Below are 18,592 nucleotides of genomic sequence, written 5' to 3'. Positions count from 1 at the left end.
ACGACGATCATGAGCGCACAGCCCACACGGAAGCAGAAAGCCGCGAACCGCGGCTTCTTCGGGATGACCGTCTCCCGCCCCATCGCGATGGGCGTCATCTTCGTAACGCTCGTCCTGCTGGGCGTGATCGCCTACACGCGCATTCCGCTGCAGTTCCTGCCCGGAGGCATCCAGGGCTCGCGCTTCACCGTGATCGTTCCGAACCCTGGCTCCACGGCCCAGGAGAACGTGGATAAGGTCGCGCGGATCCTGGAGGAGCAGTTCAGCACGCTCCCCGAGATCGACGAGATCTCCTCGCGGTCGTCCGCCGGAACGGTTCGGATCCGGGTCAAGTACAACGGCGAGGCCAACACGGACCTCGCGAAGGCCGAGCTCCGCGACCGTATCGAGCGCGCGCGCCCCGAGCTTCCGGACACGGTGGACGAGATCTACGTTTGGGCCAGCGATGATGGCGACATGCCGATCATGTGGTTCGCGATCGTGGCGGACGAGCGGTCGGACGATATCGCCACGCTCATCGACAAGCGGGTCCAGAAGAGCCTCGAGGCGGTGGACGGCGTCAGCCGCGTGAACATCTTCGGGCTGCTCGACGAGTCGATTCGCATCTTCCTCGACGAGGAGAAAGTGGCGGCTGCGAGGCTCGACCTCGGGTCACTCGTCCAACGACTGAGCACGGACAACTTCGCCCAGCCGCTCGGCGAGGTCTCGGAGGGCGGCCGCGAGTTCATCCTGCGCTCGGACATGCGCTTCAAGGACCTCGACGACATCCGCCAGTACCCGGTGAGGCCGGGCCTCCGGCTCGGTGAGCTCGCCACGGTCGAGCGCGTGAACTCGGTGCGCGATCGCGTCACGCGAATCAACGGCGGCTATGCCTACTACGGCATGGTCCAGAAAGAGGGCAGTGCCAACGTGGTGGCGGTCGGCGAGGAGCTGCAGGCCGTGATGGACGGATTCGAGACCGATCCCCGGCTGGAGGGCAAGCTCAAGGCCGAGGTGTTCTTCAATCAGGCCGACTTCATCAAGTCGTCCCTGGAGAGGCTGGAAGGGACGGCGGTTCAGGGCGGCGGACTCGCGGTGCTGGTTCTGTTCCTCTTCCTGCGGCGCGCGCGGATGACGTTCTGCGTGGCGCTCTGCATCCCGGTGTCGGCGCTGCTGGCGATCGCTTTCGAGTCCGCTCGCGGGCTTTCCTTCAACGTGCTGACGATGACGGGCCTGACGCTGGGCATCGGCATGCTGGTCGATAACGCCGTCGTCGTGATCGAGAGCATCGCGCGCCAGCGCTCCCTCGGCGAGTCGCCCAAGCGCTCGGCGGTGCTCGGGGCGCGGGACGTCGGCCTCGCCGTCTCGCTCGCGACGATGACCACGGTCGTGGTGTTCCTGCCGCTGATCTTCATGGGCGGACAGCGCATGAGCATCTTCCTTCAGGCGATGGGCGTTCCGCTGTGTGCTTCGCTGATCTTCAGCCTCTTCGTCGCCCTGTTCTTCATCCCGACAGCCGCCGCGCGCGTGATCGGAGAGCGTCCGGCATGGGCCCAGCGGATCGCCGACCGGATGGCGCCCGTGGTGGCCGCGCCGGCGCGACTCCTGGCCTATACGATCGGAGCCGCCCGGATGGCCGCGTTCGTGGTGTTCTGGGTTCTCTTCCGCATCGAAAAGATGGTCCTCCGGGTGGCAGGATCCCCCCTGCGCTTTGCGCTCGCCTGTGGCGTCGTCTACCTCGGGATTCGTGCCGGCTCCGAGGTGAGTGACCTGGGCTCCGTCGGGAAGGACCTCGAGTCCCTCGGCGCACCGGCCGGGACTGTGGGCACCCTGATGAAGACCGGTCCGATCCTCCAGTGGGTCCCCAGGATCCTCGCGGCCATCATCGTGTTCCTCCTGCCGCACCTCTGGAAGCGCGCGGCCCGCGGACCGGCGCGGCCGGAGAGCTTCGTCCCCGAAGGCACGTCCGTGGTCGCCTGGGTCCAGGCACTCAATCGATCGCTCCTGGAGTGGACGCTGGCCCACCGCCCGCTCGCCTTCTTGCTTTCGGTCATCGCCGCTTTCTCGATCGTGATACCGGCGACGAACACGAGCCTCACGGCGTTCGGTGACGACGAGGACACCAGCGAGCTGTCTTTCGACGTCGACCTCGAGAACAACTTCACGCTCGGCGAGGCGAGCCGTGAGATCCAGCGCTACGAGGAGTTCGTCGAACCGCTGAAGGAGGAGATGGGCTTCGAGAACGTCGTCGCTCGCTTCGACTCGGGCGGCGGCGACGTGGACCTGCGCTGGGCCGAGCGACTCGATCCCAAGGTGCTGGAAGCGCATCGAACGCGCTTGCGCTCGATCCTTCCGAAGTTCGCCGGGCATCGGGTGTCGTTCAGCGGCGACCCTGCGGCGGCGGAGGGCTCGAAGCAGTTCGTCTCGTTCGAGCTGCGGGGAACCGACCCTGACAAGCTCAGTGACCTCGGGGAAGCGGCGGTCGCGATCCTGGAGAAGGTTCCCGGCCTCACCGACGTGCGGACGGCCACGGAAGACGCTCCCGATCAGCTCTTGCTCGAGGTCGATGGAGACACGGCTTTCTCCTACGGGCTCAACTCACAGTCCGCGCTCAGGAACGTCGGCTGGGCCCTCCGGGGTTCGCAGCTGCCGCGTTTCCAGGAAGAGGACAAGGAGACGCCGCTGATCATCGAGTACGACGACACGGCGTATGCGGGCCTGGACACGCTGAAGGACCTTTCCGTGTGGGGCGAGAACGGCGCCGTCCCGCTGGCGACGTTCAGCACGATCCGCTTCGAGCCGTCGCCTTCCAGCATCTCCCGGCGGAACGGACAGATCAGCTTCCAGATCACGGCGCGCGTCGCCGACCCGACCCGTCAAGCCGAACTGGTCGAAGAAGGCTACGCGGCGCTCGATGGGCTCGATCTTCCCCGCGGCTACAGCCTTGGCCGCGACACGAGCGTCGTGACCCAGGGCCTCCAGGAGATGAAGGACCTTGCGAACGCGGGCTACCTGGCGATCGTTCTCGTGTTCCTGCTCATGGGGATTCTCTTCGAGTCCGTTCTGCTTCCCCTCAGCGTGCTGACGACGATTCCCTTCGCGGGCCTCGGGGCCTTCTGGACGCTCTACATCACGGGAACTCCGATGGACTCCATTGGCTACATCGGCATCATCATCCTCGTAGGCGTGGTCGTGAACAACGGTATCGTCCTCATCGACAAGATCCACCGACTGCGGCTGGAGGAAGGGCTGCCCCGGAAGGACGCGGTGATCGAGGGTGCGTCGGCGCGCGTGCGGCCGATCTTGATGACCGCGCTGACGACGGTATTCGGGCTCCTGCCGATGGCGATGGGAGATGCTCCGACCCAGGGCATCGACTACCGCGCGCTCTCGACGTGCGTGGCTGGTGGCCTCGCGATCTGCACCTTCTTCACGCTATGGGTCGTGCCGCTGGCCTACACGTTGATCGACGATCTCTCGCTCTGGCTGACGTGGCTCTTCCAGCGTGTCTTCAGCAGCGGAAAGCGCGGCGAGGGACTTCGCTTTGCCACGGAAGACATGACCGCGATCCGGAGTCTGGTCATCCGCGACTCCCGGGGGTAAGCCGGCCGTGGCGGCTCGAATGGGCGGTTGCGCACGCATGGTTCGTGTGACTTCGGACCGGGAATAGCAGTCCCCCCTTCCCCGGCGCCTCCTCGCAAAGCTTGGGTCGCTAACCGTTCTGGCACGGTGGTTGCTAGCTCTTCGACCTGTACCTGACGGTCCCTTGTCCCTCAACCCCATCGCCATGAACCACCCATCGTCTCGCCAGTTCCTTCCCGCGCCCCTCCGCCAGCCTCTGCTCGCCGGTCTCGCTGCACTCGCACTCGCACCGCTCGCGGCTGCCCAGGGCCAGGATCTCATCATCCCGTCCGGCAGCACGGTGGTTTACAACACCGCCGTGAGCGGCCCCATCGAGGTCAATCGCTTCATCATCGAGCGCGATGCGACGTTCGCCGTGGTGGGAACGCTGCCGCTGAAGATCTCCGCGGCCAGCGTCGAGATCGACGGAACGCTGTCCGCCAGCGGCCAGAACAACAGCGGGGTCACGACGCTCAACACGACGAACCAGCCTTCCATCGGCTCACCGGGCGCAGCGGGCGGCGGCAGCGGCGGGACGGGAAGCGTCCTCACGAACGCTTCGACGCCCGCAGGTCTCCCCGGCGACGAAGCGTACGGCATCCAGTTCCCGGGCCTCCCGCCGGGCGGCGGTCAGGGCGGCGAGACGGGCTATGCGCCCTTGGGCCCCATGGCCAAGGAGAACCGTCGCGGCGCCGGTGGCGGTGGCGGAGCGCTCGCCGCCAACCAGCCGGTTTCCATGGATCCTTTCGCCGAGGAGAACATCGGGCTCATCGCGCTGCCCGGCATGGACGGTGGCCCGAACGGAACGGGCGCCATCAGCGGAACGATGCGCGCGGCGGGCGGTCTTCCGGGCCTTCCTGTCTTCCAGGACGGAAACCCCGACAACGACTTCTGGGGCATGAAGGTCACTCCGACGGGCACGATCATCGGCGAGGTTCGCCGCCCCCTTCCGGGCCGCGGCGGCGGAGCCGGCGGCGACGCGGTGGCATCGGCCACGTTCCCCCTGAGTCCCTTTTTCGCCGGTGGTGATGAGAAGGGCGCGGGTGGCGGCGGCGGCGGCGGCCTCGTTCTGATCGTGGCACGCACGTTCCGGCTCGGCGAAGAAGGCCGCCTGATGGCCAACGGCGGCCACGGCGGCGGCGGCGAGAACACGATCTTCTTCGACCGAGTCGGCGGCGGCTCGGGCGGCGGCTCCGGCGGCTGGATCGTGCTGGAGTCCCCCATGATGAACCTGAGCCAGGCGTCGGACGCCTCGATCACGGCGCTGGGCGGCCGAGGCGGCGAGGGCCGAGAAAACCGTTTCCCGGGCGGCCCTTTCGGCAATGACATCCCGGGCGCAGGCGGCAACGGGGGCCCCGGAGTGATCCAGCTCCACGTCCCGACGGGCCAACCCTCGATGATCCTCCTCCCCCCGAACAAGACACTGGAGGACCTGACCCAACCCGACGCCCACGTCCTCCTGCCAGCCCTGACCCAATAGCCCCTCTTCCGATACAAACGGACCAGGTACATCCATTCCGGAACAAACGGACCAGGTCCGTTCGTTCCGGAATGGATGTACCTGGTCCGTTTGTTCCGGAATGGATGCACCTGGTCCGTTTGTATCGGTTTACTGGCCCACCAGGCGGGGGGCGTTGAGCCAGCGTTGGATTTCCAGGTGCGCTCGGGAGGCTCCGGGGATTTGTGGGAGCGTGGCGTCGATGCCTGGGATGGGAGTCCACTCGTCCTTTGAGAGGGGGTCGCCGACCAGGTCGTCGTAGGCGGTGTCGACTCGGGTTCGGAGGGCCGTGAGGCCGCTCTCCATCACCGGGACCGGGGCAGCGTAGCGGTAGAGGCGCGCTCGGTTCAGGCGGTCGGGTCTCGCTTCCAGGATGAGGCCGACCGAGCCCACCTTCGGGTCATAGGGGGTGTGGCCGTTCGGACGCGCGTCCAGGGGATCCACCTGGCGGTGGATCACCGCCTCCGTCGCAGCCACCGGCCAGCGACCCGTCAGCGGATCCATACGCGTCCAGCCAAGCGATGGCGTCCAGACGTCCACGTAGTAGTGCTCATCCGCCTGGCCGTCATGGGACGTTCCGATCATCAGACGGGCGGGAAGGCCGTACCCTCGCAGTACCGACGCCAGCGCGTTCGCGAAACCCACCGGACCCGCCTCCCCCGTGGCCAGGCACGCGGCCACGCTCTCGTCGGGCTCGGACGGCTCGGGCATGCGGGCGTCCTCATCCGACGGGGAGCGTCGCAGCTGGATCTTCGAACCGACCCAGGCATGAACCTTCTCCAGCACGTCCGGCAGGTCGTTCCCCTTCATCTCGCGCAGCGCCTCGACGATCGCCTCGTTCGCCGGATCGATTCCGGGCGCTGGTTCCAGATAGATCGCTTCGTCCCCATGGATCTGCGCCGGACGCGGCAGACGGACCATGCCCGAGGGCAGCCGCAAGGCCGCATCGATCATGACGAGCGTCTCCAGCCGGAACTTGATCTCGTCTCCTGGGAACATCGGGTGAAAGTGAATCTCCAGCATCCGATTCGCCCCCTGTCGGAAGATGCGGAGCGTCGAGACCCTCTCCTCGGGCCGAGAGTTGATCCGCAGCGCGATCGGCCGCTGCGTGTCCGAGACCAGCGGCAGCGGCAACCGAACGAACGGCTCCAGCATCTGCTCGACCGCATTGGCGGGCAGACGCACCGTGTAGTCGCTGTGGACCGTCCCGAAGACCGTATCCAGCGAATCCTCGTCGCTCGCCGTCACGACCACCTCGTCGAAGGAAGCCACGCACGGCCCCACCACCCCACAGCGAACCTCGATCGACTTCGTGCCTTCAGGAATCGACGCATCGATCGCCAGCAACGTCCAGTCCGAGACGCCCGTGAGCAACCTCGACTCCGATTCCACTCGACCGCCCGGCAGCTCGGGTCCGACGAAGGACAGCTTCAGCTTCGCTCCGCCCTCGTACGCGATCCGATCGAGCCGCACCTGCGCCTCGAAGTGCATCGACTTCCCGCGCGGCGGAACGCGCAACACCTGGGTATACGCCGTCAATCCCCCCTGATAGTCCGCGCGCACACTGGCGCTGCGCTTGCCCTCTGCAGGCTCGACCTCGTTCACGGTGAACTTCGGCTTGACGGTCGCCACCGAGATCGGAACGTTCCGTTCCCAGCCGTCGATTTCCTTCCCACCGCGCTCGAAGCCGGGGTTGGACACGAGGTTCCCGCCTGCGAGCGCGTACGAAGAAAGGACCCACCCGGCGAGCAGAAGTGCGAGACGAAAGCGCCATCCAGCGCTGCGAGTGCGAGAAGCTTGCATGTCTGCCATTGTGCCAGACAGCAGGGGACCCTGCCTCGGGGAGCGCTACGCGCAAGGGGTACGGTGCGCCAAGGGTGTCCGTGAGTTAGGGTGGCGCCATGCTGATCGCCGGACTGCTCATCGCCTGCACCGCCTTCCAGGCCGAAGAACGCGCGGCTGCCCCACCGAACTTCCTCATCGTCCTGATGGACGACGTCGGCCGCGACAAGATCGGCCTGTACGGCGTGGGCAAGGATCCACCGCCCACCCCGCACCTGGACGCCCTCGCCGCCCAGGGCGTCGTCTTCCGCCGCACCTGGGCCTACCACGCCTGCAGCCCCACCCGCGCCGCGCTCCTCACCGGCCGCTACTCCGACCGGACCGGCATCGGCGGCGTCGTCAAGCCCGACGACGATCGCAACACCCCGCTCGCCCTCTCCGAGCACCTGCTCCCCGAAGACCTCCCCGGCTACCGAACCACCCACGTGGGCAAGTGGCACCTCGGCGATACCAGCGCACCACTCGACCACCCGATCCTCTCGGGCTTCGACGCCTCGATCGGCTGGGACGGCCCGAACGACTACTTTCGCTGGAACGAATGCGCTGACGGCAAGCTGACGCCGAAGACCGGCTACTTCCCGGAGTCCATGGCGGAGCACGTGATCGCCGCGGTCACCGCCGCGCCGGCCACCCCGAACGAACCAGCCGCCCCCTTCTTCCTCTACTACTGCCCCAAGCTCGCCCACGTTCCCTTCCACGATCCACCGAAGGAGTTCCATTCCCAGGAAGAGGCGCCCGCCTACCCGCTCCGCCAGCACAAGGCGATGGTCGAGACCATCGACACGCTGCTCGGCAGGATCCTCGCCAGCGTCGACCTGACGGAGACCTACGTCTTCGTGCTCGGCGACAACGGCTCGCCCGGCCACGCCGTCGAACCACCGTTCGTCATCAAGAAGAACAAGGGCTCGCTCTACGAGGGCAGCCTCAACGTTCCCATGATCGTCGCAGGCCCGGGCGTGGCGCAGGGCAAGACCTGCGAAGAACTGGTCGAGGTCACCGACCTCTTCGCCACCGTTCGCGAACTCAGCGGCCTCGGTCCGCCGACCCGCGGCGCCGAAGACTCCATCTCTTTCGCTCCCCAGCTCCGCGACCCGAGCCTCCCCGGCGCGCGCGCCTATCTCTACGTCCACCGCTTCCCCCACGAGGGCGCGAAGGGCCCCGATCACCGGGCTCTCCGGACCCTGCGCTGGAAGATCATCGAAGATCGGCGCGCTGGCACCTTCGAACTCTTCGACCTCGACGCTGACCCCTACGAAGAGCTGGACCTGGTGGCCACACCGTCCGACGACGAAGCGAAGCGCGAGGAAGCGAGCGACGCGCGAGCCCGACTGATCGCACTCTTTCCCTCCTTCGAAGAATAGCCGAGCGCCGCCGCGCCGCCGCTACTCCCGCAGGTCCGCGGAACGCATCGCCCGGGTGAGCACCTGGGCCAGATGCCGCGCCGATCCGCGCAGGCCCGATTCCGCCGCCCGCGCTCTCAGCGTCTCGTACCAGCCAGCGGCGGTCGCGGGCACCTCCCGGATCGCGATCGCCAGCGTCTTCTCCCGAATCGGCACCGGGTCTCCCAACGCGAGCGCCTCCTCCAGCGCGAGCTCCGTCGCGACGTCGACGATCTCCACGAGATCCGCCACCGTTCGCCCACTTGCCTTCCGAGCCAGCTTCTTGAGATCGATCGACGTAGAGGGCTTGCCGTCGAGCAGCCGCTGCAGGATCTCCCTTCGCCCCACGTCTCCGGGCAGCCCGATGGCGACCGCGCGCTGGAACCTTCCCGGTCGGATGAACAAAGGGTCGAGATCCCACGGCCGCTCTGTCGTCGCCACGATCGCGAGGCCGCGCGCCGCCAGGGGCCGCCCCTCGAACTCGGCCAAAAGCCCGCGCACCGCCTCCATCGCGGCGCCACCCTCTCTCTCCCCCGCGGCCCCATCGAACGCATCGAGGTTCTCGATCAGCACGATGCATGGCGACGCGCGGCGCGCGGCGTCGAAGAAGCCCTGGAGCGGCTCTACCCCGGCCTGCCGCCCGTGCTCGCCGAGTTCCCGTAGATCCAGGGAGGCGAGGTGCATCCCCGCCTCGCCCGCCAGGCAGCGAACGAGATGAGTCTTCCCCGAACCGGGCGGGCCGAAAACGATCGTGCCGATGCCCGCGTCCCTCCCGTAGGCCTGGAACAGATCCGGCCTCAGGAGCGGAGCGGTGACGAGCAGCGAGAGCTTCGACTTCTCCGCCGCAAACCCGCCCGCGTCACGGAACGACACACGGGGTCGCGCTGGCAGCTCCAGCCTGCGCGCCGGGTCGAGCGCATCGAACCCGCCGAAACCCGGCACCTGGGTCTCGACAGGCGCAATCCCGAGGTCCAGATCGTCGAGGTCCTCCTCCAGCTCGAAGGGGTTCGAGGGTCCGACGCCGAGCTCCGCCGCGACGTCGCTGGCCTCCAGGGCCGGCTCCAGTTCGCACGCGGAGCGAAACGCGACCCGCGCCCCCTGGAAGTCCCGCTCGGCGATTCGGATCTGCGCCAGGATCACGAATGCCCGGGCGGGCGGATCATCCCGCCCGGTCACGAGTTCGACCAGGATGTCGGCGTGGGCCGCCTTCCCCTGACCGAGGTAGGCCTGGGCCAGGGCCAGCCGAATCCCATCATCGTCAGGCGTACGAGCGAGGAGATCGCGGTACTCGAGTTCGGCCTCCTCGAAGCGCGTCAGCCGCGCCAGCTGGTCGGCCAGGTGCCTTCGCAGTGGCACGTTGTCCGGCGACGCGGCAAGGGCTTCCCGAAGCGGGGCAATCGGATCGAAAGGTGACTCCATGGGACCGCCCAAGGATAGGGAAGTTGCTGGCATGGGCGCCGATTGGGCTTACACTCTTCCGCGATTTCGAGGGCCGAACGGCTCCTCCGATCCGTCACGTCACGATCCTCCCCAGGCGACCTCCTCTCGCCCAGCTCTTTCCTCCCATGGCTCTCGATCCGAAAAGCGGAGACCGCGAACGTCTCCAGCGCCCTGGCCTCCGCGTGGGCGCCGTCGTGTCTCGCTTCCACGAGGATCTGACCGGCGCCATGCTGCGCTCGGCCGAGGCCGAACTCCACCTCTCGGGGATGGAGGAAGACGCCCTCCACGTCGTCTGGGCCCCCGGTGCCTTCGAGCTTCCGCTCATCGCCCGCCGCCTCGCGCGTCGCAAGGACATCGACGCCGTCATGTGCTTCGGCCTCGTGCTGACCGGCGAGACGACCCACGATCACTGGGTCTCCATGGGCGCGACCCAGGGCATCCAGCTCGCAATGATGGAGACCGGCAAACCGATCCTCTTCGGCGTGCTGACGTGCCAGACCCTCGACCAGGCAAAAGCCCGCGCGCTCCCGACTTCCGAGGGCGGCACCGAGGACAAGGGCAGGGAGGTGGCACGCGCAGCGGTCGCATCCCTCATCGCGCTCGACGAGTGCGACCACCAGCCGAATACCAAGCCCCGAATGGGCTTTTAGAAGAGCGTCCCCATGAAGAAACGCACCCGCTCCCGCGAGCTCGCGCTCCAGTTCCTCTACCAGGTCGACCTCCTCGGCGCCGACAAGATGAGCGACCTCACGGAGTTTCTCCGCGAAGAAGGCGGCGATCCGGAGACCGCCCAGTACGCGCGCGTGCTGATCGAAGGGACCCACGATTCGGTCTCCGAGATCGACGCGGAGATCCAGGCCGTCGCCCAGAACTGGCAGATCGAGCGCATGGCCGTCATCGACCGCAATGTCCTTCGGATCGCGGCCTTCGAGCTCCTTCACTGCGACGAGATCCCGCCCAAGGTCGCGATCAACGAGGGCATCGAACTCGGCAAGCGTTTCTCCACCCAGAACTCGGGCGCGTTCATCAACGGCATCCTCGACAAGATCAAGAACCGCATTCCCGCCAAGGACGCCTGATATGGGACTTTTCGACCGGTTCAAGGAGCGCCTCTCCAAGACGCGCACGGCCATCTCCGACGGCCTCACCGGCCTCTTCAAGGGCGGCCGCAAGATCGACCAGGAGCTGCTCGACGAGCTCGAGGAACTGCTCTACACGAGCGACCTCGGTCCCCTCGCGGGCGAGCTGACCGAAGACCTCGCGCGCCTGCACAAGCGCGGTGAACTCAAGGGCGAAGAGGACGTTCGCCAGGCCATGCGCGCGAAGCTCCTCGCCAAGCTAGAGGGCTCTGGCGGCGGCGATCCGGTGATGACCGCGAAGCCCACCATCATCCTCGTGGTCGGCGTGAACGGCTCCGGCAAGACGACCTCGATCGCCAAGCTCGCCCACCGCTTCCAGTCCCAGGGCAAGAAGGTCATTCTCGGTGCGGGCGATACGTTCCGCGCCGCCGCCGCGGACCAGCTGCAGATCTGGGCCGAGCGCAACGGCGCCGACATCGTGCGCCAGCACAAGGACAACGCCGATCCCGCCGCGATCGCCTTCGACACGTGCTCGGCGGCGATCGCCCGTGGGATGGACGTGGCGATCATCGACACGGCGGGCAGGCTCCACACCCAGTCGAACCTGATGCAGGAACTCGACAAGGTGCGCCGCGTGATCGACAAGAAGATCCCGGGCGCGCCCCACGAGACCTGGCTCGTCATCGACGGGACCAACGGCCAGAACGCGATCCGTCAGGCCAAGGAGTTCACGGCCGCGGTGGACGTGACGGGCCTGATCGTCGCCAAGCTCGACGGGACCGCGCGCGGCGGCGCCGTGTTCGCGATCAAGGACGAGCTCGGACTGCCGATCCGGTACATCGGGACCGGGGAATCGCTGGAGCTGCTGGAGGCGTTCGAGCCCGAGCCGTTCGTCGACGCGATCGTGTCGAAGTCGGTCGGCGCGGTTTCGTAGCTTTCAAGCCTGAGGAGGCGACTTCGTGCGCTGGCTGGCCGCGGCGGCATCCTCGCGCACGGTCAGCATCAGGCCCGCGAAGCCCGCGGCGGCGATCGCCGTGAACACGAACCAGAGCGTCCGCGCCATGGACCGAGCCGCCAGGTAGTCGAGGCTCGCCTCGCCGCGCATCACCAGTCGGGCCGCCCCGCCGCTGGCCCCCGCTTCGCCGCTGGCCCCCGCCCCCCCGCTGGCCACAGCTTCGAGCACCCGCACCTCGAGCTGGAGTTCCTGCTCCCAGTTCATCCAGAGAGGCCCGAACTCGAGTTCGCCCGGATCCTCGCCCGCCACGCCTGTCACCTCGGCGGCGCCGCTGACGAACGCGGACCGCGGGGTGTCGTCCTCGTCGACGTAAGTCGCGCTCACCGCGACGCTCGCGTCGCCGAGCCCGCCGCTCGGATCGCCCACCAGGAAAATCCGTGGCTGGCGTTGTGCCGCAGGCCATGCCTCCTCGATGCGGGAACCCCCCAGCTCGAGGGTCCACTGCGCGGTCTGCCCCGGCTCCAAGGCGACTTCTGGCCCCTCCAGGACGCGAAATGCCTCGGACTCCAGCCGTCCCTGCGTCGCATTCAGGAGAAAGACGAGGACCAGAAGGCTAAAACCGACCGTGAGAAGGCTGAGAAAGCGGAAAGCGTTCATAGCGCAGCATCATGGCGCGATGAACGCGCGATGAGTGACGCAACGTGGTCGAAACGAAAGAAATTATGGGCGCGTGTTGGGGGTTGAACAATCTCGCCGAGGCGGCGATCCTTGTCCCCTCGAACACTGAATCGCAGCCCGCTCCTCCACCCCTCCAAGCCCATGGCCTTCGAAGTTCCCGACCTCACCTTTGCCCACGACGCTCTCGAGCCGTACATCAACAAGCGCACGATGGAGCTCCACCACGGACTCCACCACGCCGCGTACGTGAACAAGTTCAACGCCGCCGTCGAGGGCACGGACCTCGCGGGCAAGGACGCGGAAGAGATCATCGAGAACCTCGACAGCGTGCCGGAGAACATCCGCACCGCTGTCCGGAACCACGGCGGCGGCCACGTCAACCACTCGATCTTCTGGTCGATCATGGGCCCGAACAAGGGCGGCGAGCCGAGCGGCGAGCTCGGTGACGCGATCAAGAGCACGTTCGGCTCCTTCGATAACTTCAAGGAGAAGTTCAACAGCGCCGGCGGCGGACAGTTCGGATCCGGCTGGGTCTGGCTCGTCATGACCGCCGACGGCAAGCTCGACGTGGTCGCGACCGCGAACCAGGACAGCCCCATGAGCGACGGCCACAAGGTCATCATGGGCAACGACGTCTGGGAACACGCGTACTACCTCACCTACGAGAACCGCCGCCCCGAGTACCTGAAGGCGTGGTGGAACGTCGTCGACTTCGACGCCGTGGCCGAGCGTTTCGCCAAGGCCAAGTAAGAAGCTCTTCCACGAAAGATCGTGCGCCGTGGACCGTCCAGGCGCACATTCTGAACTGCCGGCGCCCGGGGTTTGCATCGCGAACGCCGGGCGCTGAACGTAGGACCGACGCTGACCCGCCATGGACTCAAGGAACACTTCGCTCGACACCCTCCAGGGCTGGTTGGTGCTGGCGCCGCTCGCGGTGCTGTGCGCTCCTCCTGGCTTCAGCCCGTTCGACGGAGCGCCGGACACGACGGCGATCGGGACGGGGATCGCGGCGCTCGGAGTGATCCCCGCGCTGCTCCTCGCGCTGCTGCGCGGGCGCGGCGACCGCGCGCTTCCCATGGCGCCCCTCTGGATCGTCTTGATCTCAGCCGCCGTGATGCTTCCCAAAGCCGTCGACACGTTCGGTGCCTGGAAGAGCCTCACGGGCGTGGCCGCGGCCGCGGGCTTCGTCGTCAGCGGCGCAAGCCTCGGTGCGTCCGGAAGGCGAGTGCTCCAGCTCGGGCTCGGGGTCCTCGCGCTGGTGCTCCTGCTCTCGGCGCCCTTGGGCGCGGCCTGGACGGGCGCGCTGGGCAACACCGGGGACCTCTCCGAGGCGGCGCTTCCCTGCGCCATCCTCGGCGCTGGGGCCTTCCTGACCGCCGAAGGCATCCTCGCGTTCGCGGGCTTCGCCGCGATCCTGCTCTACGGTCTCTACGCGGGCTTCGTGCCCGTCTACGCGGGCCTCGCGGGCCTCACAGCGGCCGTGATCGTGGCGGCGTTCGGCGCCGTCGCAGGCCGGCACGGCGGCGAGATCGGCCGCAAGGGCGCGGCGAAGCGCCTCCGGATCCTGCTGGTCGCGCTGCTGCTCAGCCTGCTCCCCATCGCGTACCACGCCTACGCGCCCCCTGGGGAGCAAGAGACCGCCACGGAAACGGCGCCCGAGACGGCGATCACCGCGACCGCTTCGGACAGCACGACGGGCGGCATCGCCTTCCGTCGCCTCACCTGGGCGCGCGTGCCCGCCATGATCGCCGACCACCTGGAGTTCGGCGTGGGCCCCGGCCAGTTCCAGGCGGCCTTCCCCCCCTATCGCGACCCGGCCGAAATCGAGCTGTCGTCGTTCCGGCGCAGGGAGCCGACGCCCAACGAGGTCGAGCACGCCCACAACGACTGGCTCACGGCCATCGCCGAGCACGGGCCCGTGGGGGGCGGCGCCTTCGTGCTCTTCCTTTTGATCATCCTGTGGCGTGGCTGCCGCGCGACGTGGGGCGAGGACCGATCCCAGCGGGACTTCGGCTTCGCCGCGATCGCGATCCTCGTGAACGCCGCCTTCAACTCTCCCCTGTTCTACGGTCCGGCCGCGCCCGCCATCGCCTTCGCGATCTTCGGCGTGGTCGGAGCTCCGCCCGCGCGCTCCGCGAGCAAGGAAGCCGAGGAGAAGGGAGCCACCGACAAGCTCGGTCGCGCGGTGCGCCATGGGGTCCCCGCGCTGACGCTCCTCGTGCTCGCGCTCTTCGCCTCCCATGGGATCGCGCTCGTGGAGTATGGCCGCGCGCTCGCCGAGACCCCGGAAGCCCGCGTGGTGCTGCCGGACGGCCGAGAGCAGCTCGACGGCCAGCGGCTCGCGCTGATCCTGGAGCGAGCAGGCCGCGCCGCACCGGATAGCCCCGTCGTACTGGAGAAGCAGGCGCAGCTCCTGAGCCGCCAGGGTGCGCCGCTCTCGGTCCAGAAGGGCGTGATCGATCACTGGCAGCGCGTGCGGCCCCTGGGCTTCCCCTCCAACTACGCCGCAGGCGTCCTCCAGGCCAAGGAAGGCGACTTCGAATCCGCAAGCAGCTCGTTCGAACGAGCGCGCTCCGTCGACCCGGGCAACCCACTCGTGCTCCGGAGCCTCCTGCGCGTCGCTTGCGACCTCCGCTCGCCCGAGCGAGTGGAGGCGGCGCTTGCGGACCTCGAGAGCGCAGAGCTCCTCGAGATCGACGCCCTGCGGCTGGATGCGGCCGAGCGAATGCTCTCCGGCAGACTCGATGTGGCGGCTCCGCTCGTTCGGCGGCTGACGACCGAAGCGCCCGGCGGCCCCGCGGACGGCCAGCTGCGCCCGAGCTCACTCCAGGGCGGACCCGTGGACGTGCTCGACGCGAACTCGACCTATCCAGCGCGCAAGCTCGCCAAGGAGGCCGGCGACGAGCTGCTCGCCGACGCCTTCAACGTCGCGTTCCAGATGGTGATGGCCCTCGATCACCTGGAAGCGGGGCTCCCTGCCCAGGCAGCGATCTCCGCCCATCAGGCGCTCCAGTCAGCGCGGGGCCGCGACCTCGATCTCGGTCCGATCCTGCTCCGCAAGGCGGCGGCGAAGGCGGCGGCGGCCGTGGCCGATGGCTCGCCGGATCCGAGACTTCTCCAGGAGGCGAAGGACATCCTCGCAGAGCAACCAATCCGCCCGGTGGACCGAGCGCATCTCAGCGAGATCGAGAAGCGGATCCTCCGATCGGCAGGACTCTTCCAGGCCCGATCCGAGATCGAAGCGCCCCTCTCGGAGGCGGAACGCGCTCCTGGAAACCGAGGCAAGTAAGAGCCCTGTTGCCAAAGCCCCTCTCTCCCGATTCGTTTCAGAAAATAGCCTTCGATGGACGTCAGGTTGAAGCGTAAGGCCCATGGATGACGCACGTAACGTGCTACCTTTCCAGCCCCCAGGACCGTCACCACCCACCGCGTTCCCACATCCCATGACCTCGGAAACGAACCCAGCCTCCATCTCCCCCAACGGATCCAAGCGCCGCATCCTCGTCGTCGAAGACGAAGAGGCCCTCGCGATCGGGATCCGGGACGCCGTCGAGCACGCGGGCTTCGAGGCCGCCGTTGCCCATGACGGGAACACGGCGCTGGACGTCGCCCGGAACGGCGGCTTCGACCTGATCGTCCTCGACCTGATGCTCCCTGGCCAGAGCGGACTCGACGTGCTGAAGAAGCTGCGCGCCGACAACCACACGGTGCGCGTCCTGGTGCTGACGGCCCTCGCCGACGAGGAAGACATCGTGCGCGGCTTCGAGGCCGGCGCCGACGACTACATGAAGAAGCCGTTCTCGCCGCGCGAACTCCTGGCGCGGATCGAGGCCCAGTTCCGCCGCGAGACCATGGGCGAAGCCGCGCCCCAGGTCATGGACCTGCCCGGTGATATCAAGGTCGATCTCGCGCGCCTCGAGGTCCATCGAGACGGCGAGACCATCCCCCTCACCCCGCGCGAGGGCGACATCCTCGCCTACCTCATCCAGCACAACGACCGTGTCGTGACGCGCGAGGACCTGCTCCTCGACGTGTGGCACTACCAGAGCGCCAACGTCGAAACGCGCACGGTCGATATTCACATCGTCGGTCTGCGCCGCAAGGTCGAGCCCGAGCCCAGCAAGCCGCAGCTGATCCAAACGGTCCGGGGCAAGGGCTACCGCTGGTACGCCTGACAGAGTCTTGCCACTGAGCGGCGTATTCGGGGGCGGGATGGCGCGCAGGTTCTCCTCCAGGAGGACCGCGCTCTTTCTCTACGTCGTGCTCGTCGGACTCCCGGCCGTGGTCTTCGGTGCGCTGCTCTTTCGCCAGCTCACGCGGGACCAGCAGCGACTCCTTGCCGAGCTTCCCGCCGAGTGCGAGGACGCGGCCGAGCGCCTCGGCGAATCGGTCGCGGTCCGTGTTCTCGCTCTGCTCGACGGGGAAGCCGGGCGGCCGTTCTGGGAGTACCGCAGCTGGTACTACCGCAACGACCTCGGGCCGCTGCAGCTCTCCCCGTCACCCCTGATCTCGGGCGATCCTCCCCCGGGCATCGTGGGCTGGTTCTCGTTCTCGGTGGGTGCGAGGAGCGGCATGCCGGAGATCGAAGTGCTCCGCGGCGACGCGCTCCCGGGGCCGGACCCGATTGCCCAGCGAATCCGGGACCTCGTGGCCGAAGTGGTCGCCGCCCCACTCATCAGGGACTCCATCGTCGCGGAAGATGAACTCCTGCGCGCGCAGCAGGAAGAGGGCTACTCCGTCCTGGAGTACCCGTTCGTACGGACGGTCGTGCTCAACCTCTCGACCGGCACACTGGACGAATGCAAGGCGGCTCTCAGGGACCGCCCGGGACTCGCCTCGGAAGAGAAAGAGGACGGGCGCGATCATCACGCGATCTACGTCCAGCCGATGCTCCTGCGGGTGATCCCTCGCGAGGATCAGAAGTACCCGTCGATCATCGCCAGCCGCAACATCGCGATCCCGAAGCTCGAGGATCAGACCCAGCTCCCGTCGTGCATCGACGCCCTGGAACGTACCGTCCATCTCGTGCAGGGCTTCGTGATCGACTCCGAGTGGATGTTCGAGACGATGCCGACCGACGTGGCCGAACGCGTGCTCAGCCTCTCGCCGGAACTGGTCCTCGCCGACCAGGAGATCCCCCCGAACCCGGACGTGACGGTCGCGGAGGTCAAGGTCTTCGAACGCCTCAGCTACGTCGGGCATCTGAGCAGCGACTGGCCACCTGACATCCTGCGGATCAAGACCGACGCCAGTTCGCTCAGACGCGACTTCCGGGTCCAGAACTCCTGGTTCGGCGGCATGGCGTTCATCCTCACGATCTCGATGATGATCGGGATCCGCCTCCTCCTCTCCAGCATCCGCGCGAGCCGAATCGAAGCGGAGCGCACGCGCAACTTCGTCGCCTCGGTCACCCACGAGCTTCGTACGCCGATCGCAGCGGTGAAGCTCTACGGCGAAATGCTGCACGACGGCTGGGTCCAGGGCGAGGAGAAGCGCAACGAGTACCTGGCGCGCATCGTGAGCGAGTCCGACCGCCTCGACGGCCTGGTGGACCGCGTGCTGCTCCGGCGCAAGCTCTTCGACCAGAATCACCACCCGGTGCCAGGCGACCTCAACGAGGAGATCCGCCAGCAGCAGGAAGACCTGGAGATGGTCGGCGGCCGCTCGATCGGCGACATTCGCTTCGACCTGTCGCCGGGCCTCCCCCACGTCCTGGTCCTCCAGGACGGGATCCACGTCATCGTCCAGAACCTCGTGGAGAACGCACGCAAGTACGCCCCCGTGAGCGTCGGAGCGGAAGGTCCCGCGGGCGAGCCGATCCTGGTGCGAACCCGGATGAGTGAGAAGGGCCACGTGCTCCTGGAAGTCCTGGACCGCGGACCAGGCATCCCCGAGAAGGACCGAACCAGAGTCTTCGAGGCGTTCCTCCGGCTCGGGGATGAGTCGACGCGCTCGACCAAAGGCACCGGCCTCGGCCTGCACCTCGTCGCCCTGCAGGCCCGTGCCATGCGAGGCAAGGTACGAGCGCTACCCAGAGAGGGCGGCGGAACGGTGTTCCAGGTCCAGCTGAAGCGGGCCACGCGGGCCTGAGCCGGCCCTACGTCAAGGGAGCGCCCCTCCC

General features: G+C 67.6%; 13 protein-coding genes. 10 read left to right on the top strand and 3 right to left on the bottom strand.

Annotated elements, in window-relative coordinates:
* The first annotated feature begins 9 nt into the window (after positions 1 to 9).
* Positions 10 to 3,582: an efflux RND transporter permease subunit gene (locus Poly30_RS09755; RefSeq protein ID WP_145196711.1), complete on the top strand. Its 3,573-nt coding sequence runs from the start codon at positions 10 to 12 to the stop codon at positions 3,580 to 3,582.
* 184 nt (positions 3,583 to 3,766) lie between these two features.
* Complete coding sequence (locus Poly30_RS09750; RefSeq protein ID WP_145196709.1) at positions 3,767 to 5,080, top strand: hypothetical protein; 1,314 nt, start codon at positions 3,767 to 3,769, stop codon at positions 5,078 to 5,080.
* A gap of 129 nt (positions 5,081 to 5,209) precedes the next feature.
* On the opposite strand, the gene Poly30_RS09745 is transcribed toward Poly30_RS09750, so the two are convergent.
* Positions 5,210 to 6,901, bottom strand: coding sequence for a transglutaminase-like domain-containing protein (locus Poly30_RS09745; protein WP_419191191.1), 1,692 nt, complete (start codon positions 6,899 to 6,901; stop codon positions 5,210 to 5,212).
* Positions 6,902 to 6,999: 98 nt separating this feature from the next.
* On the opposite strand from Poly30_RS09745, the gene Poly30_RS09740 reads away from it, so the two are divergent.
* The gene (locus Poly30_RS09740; RefSeq protein WP_145196705.1) at positions 7,000 to 8,301 is read left to right on the top strand and encodes a sulfatase-like hydrolase/transferase; all 1,302 of its coding nucleotides are present in this window, start codon (positions 7,000 to 7,002) and stop codon (positions 8,299 to 8,301) included.
* Between the two features lie 21 nt (positions 8,302 to 8,322).
* Here the strand turns inward: Poly30_RS09740 and Poly30_RS09735 are convergent, their stop codons facing one another.
* On the bottom strand, positions 8,323 to 9,738 hold the full coding sequence (locus Poly30_RS09735) for an ATP-binding protein (protein ID WP_419191190.1): 1,416 nt from the start codon (positions 9,736 to 9,738) through the stop codon (positions 8,323 to 8,325).
* A gap of 146 nt (positions 9,739 to 9,884) precedes the next feature.
* On the opposite strand from Poly30_RS09735, the gene ribH reads away from it, so the two are divergent.
* The 3 genes from ribH to ftsY are packed head-to-tail and all read left to right on the top strand — an operon-like array spanning position 9,885 to position 11,772.
* Positions 9,885 to 10,409: a 6,7-dimethyl-8-ribityllumazine synthase gene (gene ribH / locus Poly30_RS28320; protein WP_419191189.1), complete on the top strand. Its 525-nt coding sequence runs from the start codon at positions 9,885 to 9,887 to the stop codon at positions 10,407 to 10,409.
* Between the two features lie 12 nt (positions 10,410 to 10,421).
* Positions 10,422 to 10,838 (top strand): transcription antitermination factor NusB, encoded by a 417-nt coding sequence (gene nusB / locus Poly30_RS09725; RefSeq protein ID WP_145196701.1) that lies wholly within the window; start codon positions 10,422 to 10,424, stop codon positions 10,836 to 10,838.
* A 1-nt stretch (position 10,839) separates the two neighbouring features.
* Positions 10,840 to 11,772: a signal recognition particle-docking protein FtsY gene (gene ftsY / locus Poly30_RS09720; protein ID WP_419191188.1), complete on the top strand. Its 933-nt coding sequence runs from the start codon at positions 10,840 to 10,842 to the stop codon at positions 11,770 to 11,772.
* A 3-nt stretch (positions 11,773 to 11,775) separates the two neighbouring features.
* On the opposite strand, the gene Poly30_RS09715 is transcribed toward ftsY, so the two are convergent.
* Positions 11,776 to 12,450: a hypothetical protein gene (locus Poly30_RS09715; RefSeq protein ID WP_145196697.1), complete on the bottom strand. Its 675-nt coding sequence runs from the start codon at positions 12,448 to 12,450 to the stop codon at positions 11,776 to 11,778.
* Positions 12,451 to 12,612: 162 nt separating this feature from the next.
* On the opposite strand from Poly30_RS09715, the gene Poly30_RS09710 reads away from it, so the two are divergent.
* The 4 genes from Poly30_RS09710 to Poly30_RS09695 all read left to right on the top strand — a co-directional run bounded on the left by Poly30_RS09710 (position 12,613) and on the right by Poly30_RS09695 (position 18,561).
* Entirely contained in the window at positions 12,613 to 13,221 is a 609-nt protein-coding gene (locus tag Poly30_RS09710; RefSeq protein ID WP_145196695.1) for a superoxide dismutase, read from the top strand.
* A gap of 121 nt (positions 13,222 to 13,342) precedes the next feature.
* Entirely contained in the window at positions 13,343 to 15,760 is a 2,418-nt protein-coding gene (locus tag Poly30_RS09705) for an O-antigen ligase family protein (protein WP_145196693.1), read from the top strand.
* A 154-nt stretch (positions 15,761 to 15,914) separates the two neighbouring features.
* Positions 15,915 to 16,646 (top strand): response regulator transcription factor, encoded by a 732-nt coding sequence (locus Poly30_RS09700; protein WP_419191187.1) that lies wholly within the window; start codon positions 15,915 to 15,917, stop codon positions 16,644 to 16,646.
* 7 nt (positions 16,647 to 16,653) lie between these two features.
* Complete coding sequence (locus Poly30_RS09695) at positions 16,654 to 18,561, top strand: sensor histidine kinase (RefSeq protein ID WP_145196689.1); 1,908 nt, start codon at positions 16,654 to 16,656, stop codon at positions 18,559 to 18,561.
* Positions 18,562 to 18,592 lie beyond the last annotated feature (31 nt).

Source organism: Saltatorellus ferox (assembly GCA_007751475.1).
In the GTDB taxonomy this organism is placed as follows: domain Bacteria; phylum Planctomycetota; class UBA1135; order UBA1135.
This window is presented reverse-complemented; position numbering and strand designations above follow the sequence as displayed.